We start from the raw sequence: 473 nt of genomic DNA on the forward strand, positions 1-473 counted from the left end.
GCTGTGCATTGGGGGAGGCGAGGGTACCGCCGTGGCGATTGAACTCATCTGAAAACATGCTGCTCACCTCCGACCAAGAAGCCATTCGCGACGCGGTGCGCGATTTTTCGCAGGCCGAGTTGTGGCCCCACGCCCCGAAGTGGGACCGCGAGCACAGCTTTCCCAAGGAGGCCCATCAGGGCCTCGCCGCGCTGGGCGCCTACGGCATCTGCGTGCCCGAGGAGCATGGCGGCGCCGGCCTCGACTACCTCACGCTGGCGCTGGTGCTCGAAGAAATCGCGGCCGGCGACGGCGGCACCAGCACGGCCATCAGCGTGACCAACTGCCCGGTCAATGCCATCCTCATGCGCTACGGCAATGCGCAGCAGAAAAAGCAGTGGCTCGAGCCGCTGGCGCAGGGCCGGATGCTCGGCGCCTTCTGCCTCACCGAGCCGCAGGCCGGCAGCGATGCGTCGAGCCTGCGCACCACGGCG

General features: G+C 67.9%; 1 protein-coding gene. It reads left to right on the forward strand.

Going from position 1 to position 473, the window contains the following annotated elements; genetic code table 11:
• Window positions 1–56: 56 nt before the first annotated feature.
• On the forward strand, window positions 57–473 hold a 417-nt coding region (locus BMG07_RS41025; protein WP_198089242.1), incomplete at its 3' end, for an acyl-CoA dehydrogenase family protein.

It is taken from the genome of Variovorax sp. E3 (assembly GCF_016082275.1).
Lineage (GTDB): Bacteria > Pseudomonadota > Gammaproteobacteria > Burkholderiales > Burkholderiaceae_C > Variovorax.